The organism is Agromyces sp. NPDC060279 (assembly GCF_042726785.1).
Classification (GTDB): Bacteria; Actinomycetota; Actinomycetes; order Actinomycetales; family Microbacteriaceae; genus Agromyces.
On the sequence record NZ_JBHXBK010000001.1, the window covers coordinates 1,538,390 to 1,542,845 of the forward strand.

Annotated in this window: 4 protein-coding genes; 2 read left to right on the forward strand and 2 right to left on the reverse strand. The window is 72.4% G+C overall.

The features are described 5' to 3' along the window. Positions 1-177: 177 nt before the first annotated feature. Positions 178-1,815 carry a cation acetate symporter gene (locus ACFWE1_RS07260; RefSeq protein ID WP_376932794.1) on the reverse strand — a complete coding sequence of 546 codons (1,638 nt, stop codon included), beginning with the start codon at positions 1,813-1,815 and terminating at the stop codon, positions 178-180. After that, complete coding sequence (locus ACFWE1_RS07265; RefSeq protein ID WP_376933079.1) at positions 1,812-2,189, reverse strand: DUF485 domain-containing protein; 378 nt, start codon at positions 2,187-2,189, stop codon at positions 1,812-1,814. The genes ACFWE1_RS07260 and ACFWE1_RS07265 overlap by 4 nt, the downstream gene beginning before the upstream one ends. A gap of 195 nt (positions 2,190-2,384) precedes the next feature. On the opposite strand from ACFWE1_RS07265, the gene ACFWE1_RS07270 reads away from it, so the two are divergent. Both ACFWE1_RS07270 and ACFWE1_RS07275 read left to right on the forward strand, forming a co-directional pair. Beyond that, the gene (locus ACFWE1_RS07270; RefSeq protein WP_376932795.1) at positions 2,385-3,680 is read left to right on the forward strand and encodes a sensor histidine kinase; all 1,296 of its coding nucleotides are present in this window, start codon (positions 2,385-2,387) and stop codon (positions 3,678-3,680) included. Then, the gene (locus ACFWE1_RS07275; protein ID WP_376932796.1) at positions 3,677-4,408 is read left to right on the forward strand and encodes a LytR/AlgR family response regulator transcription factor; all 732 of its coding nucleotides are present in this window, start codon (positions 3,677-3,679) and stop codon (positions 4,406-4,408) included. The genes ACFWE1_RS07270 and ACFWE1_RS07275 overlap by 4 nt, the downstream gene beginning before the upstream one ends. The last annotated feature ends 48 nt before the right edge of the window (positions 4,409-4,456 follow it).

Below are 4,456 nucleotides of genomic sequence, written 5' to 3' on the forward strand. Positions count from 1 at the left end.
GTCCACCCCCCCCCCCCCTCCCACCCGCAGAACACCCCCCCCCCCCAACCCCCCCCCCCCCCCCTTCGTCACAAAAACCTCCCCCCCCACGGTCAGGGTTCCGACGCGGCCCGGGCAGGCGTTCCCGCCGCGCCGAAAGGGTGCCCGGCGGCGCGCCCCCACGCGCCGCCGGGCGGATCAGTGCTCGCTCGCCTTCTCGGCGCCGACGCCCGTGAGCGAGCGCACCTCCATCTCGCTCTGCTTCGCCGGATCCTCCGTGACGCGATCGAGCACGGTGCCGAGCCAGCCGAGGAAGAACGCCAGCGGGATCGAGACGATGCCCGGGTTCGACAGCGGGAAGAACGCGAAGTCGATCGCGTCGGTCTTCAGCATCGAGGTCTCCGAACCGGACACCACCGGCGAGAAGGCGATGAGCAGGATGGCGGAGGCGAGGCCGCCGTACATGCTCCACAGCGCGCCCTTCGTCGAGAAGCGCTTCCAGTACAGCGAGTAGACGATCGTCGGCAGGTTCGCCGAGGCCGCCACCGCGAACGCGAGCGCCACGAGGAACGCGACGTTCTGCCCGTTCGCCCCGATGCCGCCGATGATCGCCACGATGCCGATGATCACGACCGTGCGCCGGGCGACCTTCACCTCGGCGCCGGCCGCCGGCTTGCCCTTCTTCACGACCGAGGCGTAGATGTCGTGCGCGAAGGAGGCCGCCGCCGTGATCGTGAGCCCCGCCACGACCGCGAGGATCGTCGCGAACGCGATCGCCGAGATGAGGCCGAGCAGCAGCGGGCCGCCGAGCGAGAACGCGAGCAGCGGCGCGGCGGAGTTCGGTCCGCCGGGCGCTGCGGCGATGACGGATGGCCCGACGAGCGCCGCAGCCCCGTAGCCGAGCACGAGGGTGAACACGTAGAAGATGCCGATCAGCCAGATCGCCCAGACGACCGACTTGCGGGCCTCCTTCGCCGTCGGCACCGTGTAGAAGCGCATCAGCACGTGCGGGAGGGCCGCGGTGCCGAGCACGAGCGCGAGGCCCAGCGAGAGGAAGTCGACCTTCGAGAGGTCCGAGACGCCGTACTTCAGGCCCGGGTCGAGGATGGCGGGGTTCTCGGCGACGGCGACGGCCTGGTCGAGCAGGGCCGAGAAGTCGAAGCCGTTGATCGCGAGCACCCACACCGTCATCACTCCGGCGCCCGCGATGAGCAGCACCGCCTTGATGATCTGCACCCACGTCGTGCCCTTCATGCCGCCGACGAGCACGTACAGGATCATCAGCGCGCCGACCACGGTGATCACGAGCGACTGGCCGAGCGTGTCGCTGATGCCGAGCAGGAGCGACACCAGGCCGCCCGCGCCCGCCATCTGCGCGAGCAGGTAGAAGAAGCACACGACGAGGGTGGTGATGGCGGCGGCGATCCGCACGGGCTTCTGCTTCAGCCGGAACGACAGCACGTCGGCCATGGTGAAGCGCCCGGTGTTGCGCAGTAGCTCGGCCACGAGCAGCAGCGCCACGAGCCAGGCGACGAGGAAGCCGATCGAGTAGAGGAAGCCGTCGTAGCCGGTCATCGCGATGGCGCCGACGATGCCGAGGAACGAGGCCGCCGAGAGGTAGTCGCCCGCGATCGCCGAGCCGTTCTGGCCGCCCGTGAAGGAGCGGCCGGCGGCGTAGTAGTCGGCGGCGGTCTTGTTGTTCCGGCTGGCGCGGAACACGATGATCATCGTGATCGCGACGAAGGCGCCGAAGATCGCGATGTTGAGCCACGGCTCGCCGGGCGCGCTCGCGGCCGGCTCCGCGGCATGGCGGAGGCCGAGGGCGGCGGCGCTCATCGCGACACCTCCGTGTTCGAGGCATCCGCGATCTCGGCCTCGATCTCCTCGCGGATCTCGCTCGCGACGGGGTCGAGCCGGCGGTTGGCGAAGCTCACGTACCAGGTGGTCACCGCGAAGGTGGTGACCACCTGCGCGAGCCCGAGCAGCATCGCGACGTTCACGCTGCCGAACACCGGCGTGGACATGAAGTCGTGCGCGTAGCTGGCGAGCAGCACGTAGGCGAGGTACCAGACGAGACAGGCGGCCAGCACGGGGAACACGAACCCGCGCTGGCGCCTCCTCAACCGCTGGAACCGCTCCGACTGCTGGACCGCGCGGTAGTCGACGATGGGACGGTTCGTCTCCTCCGCGCTCAGGGCGTCGTTGCCCATGGCGTCTCCTTCGAGGTCGTCGGTGCGACGTCGCACCGTGCGGCCCCTCGATGCCAGAGGCTGCGGGCCGCGGTGCGACCATGCTGCCGCCGGTCGCGGGCCGCCGGGGGCCGACGCCGCTCGTCGTCGCCGAGCGGTCCCGATCGTGCGACGAACGGCGGCCGCTCGCGATGAACGATCGCTACGCTGGCCTGCATGCCCGAGTCCCTGGTGGTGGCCGCGGCGGCCGGCGTCGTCGCCGGCGCGCTCGCCGTCGGACTCGTCGTGCTGCTGCGCCGCCTCGTGGTCTCCTCGAAGGAGCTCGGCACCGAGGCGGAGCGCGCCACCTACCAGACGCTGCACCTCGCCTCCCGGGCGGCCGCGCACCTCCGCGGCGGCGTCGGCGTCGAGGACGCGAAACGCGCCGGCCGGCACCTGAAAGCCCTGCTCGGCTGCGACACCCTCGCGATCGTCGACCCGGGCGGCGTCGTCGCCCTCGAGGGCGATGACGGCCTGCGCGAGACGGCCGCGGAGCTCGCCGCCGCCGCGCACGACTCGGGCCGGCCGCAGGTGCAGCGGCGGGTTCCTCGCTCGGGGCGGGGGCAGCACGGCGCGCGGGAGACGGATGCCGTCGCGGCGCCCATCCTCGTCGGCCGCCGCCCGGTTGGAGCGATCGTCGCGTTCGCCGCCCCCGTGCGAGCCGGGCTGGTTCGGGCGACCGCGGAGGTCGCCGACTGGGTCGCCGCGCAGGTCGAGCTCGGCGAGCTGGATGCCTCCCGCACGGCGCTCGCCGAGGCCGAGGTGCGGGCGCTGCGGGCGCAGATCAGCCCGCACTTCATCTACAACTCGCTGAACGCGATCGCCTCGTTCATCAACACCGACCCGGCGCAGGCGCGCGAGCTCGTGCTGGAGTTCGCGGACTTCACGCGGTACTCGTTCCGGCGGCACGGCGAGTTCACGACCGTCGCCGACGAGCTCGGCTCGATCGACAGCTACCTGCGCCTGGAGCGGGCGCGCTTCGGCGAGCGGCTGCGGGTGACGCTGCAGATCGCGCCGGAGGTGCTCGGCGCGGTGGTGCCGTTCCTGTCCATCCAGCCGCTCGTGGAGAACGCGGTGCGGCACGGCCTCGAGGCGAAGGAGGGCGGCGGCCGCATCACGATCACCGCCGAGGACTCGGGCGCGTTCGCCGAGATCAGCGTCGAGGACGACGGCGTCGGCTTCGACCCGGAGCTCATCCGCGAGGTGCTGACCGGCGGGCAGGGCGGCGCGCACGTCGGCCTGCGCAACGTCGACGCCCGGCTCCGCCAGGTGTACGGCGACGAGCACGGCCTCGTCGTCGAGACGGCCGTGGGCGCGGGCACGCTCGTGCGGATGCGGGTGCCGAAAGCGGCCCCGACCCCCACCGACTTGCCCGACTTTCATGGAAGTCGGGCAAGTCGGTGGGGTGGCGGCGGCGGCGGTGACGCGGCACCGACGCCGCGACCCGAGCGGGATGGGAGACTCGAACCGTGATCTCCGTCCTCGTCGCCGACGATGAGCAGCCCGCGATCGACGAGCTGGTGTACCTGCTCGGGCAGGATCCGCGCGTCGGCGTCATCCACCAGGCCTCCTCGGGGGCCGAGGCGGTGCGCCTGCTCACCCGCGAGCCGGTCGACGCGGCGTTCCTCGACATCCACATGCCCGGCCTCTCCGGCTTCGACCTGGCCCGCGCGCTGCAGCGCTTCGAGCATCGGCCGGCGCTCGTCTTCGTCACCGCCGACGAGGAGGGCGCGCTCGAGGCCTTCGACCTCGCCGCGGTCGACTACCTGCTGAAGCCCGTGCGCGCCGAGCGGTTGCAGCGCTCGGTGGGCCGCATCGTCGAGGCGCTGCGGCCGCCGGCGCCGGATGCCTCGCCGGCCGGCGAGATGATCGCCGTGCCGCTCGGCGGGACGACCCGGATGATCCGGCGCGACGAGGTGCGCTACGTGCAGGCGCAGGGCGACTACGCCCGGCTGCACACCGAGAGCGGCACGCACCTGGTGCGCGTGCCGATCTCCGACCTGGAGAAGCAGTGGGCGGAGGCCGGCTTCGTGCGGGTGCACCGCTCGTACCTGGTCGCGCTCGCGCACGTCTCGCGGATCCGGCTCGGCTCCGACCACCCGGCCGTCGTCGTCGGTGACGTCGAACTGCCCGTGAGCCGCCGCATGCTGCCGGGCCTGCGCGACCGGCTCGCGCAGTCGAGCGTGCGGCCCCGCCCGTGAGCGAGCCGGCGGGCCGGGACCCTTCGACAAGCTCAGGGAACCAGGAAT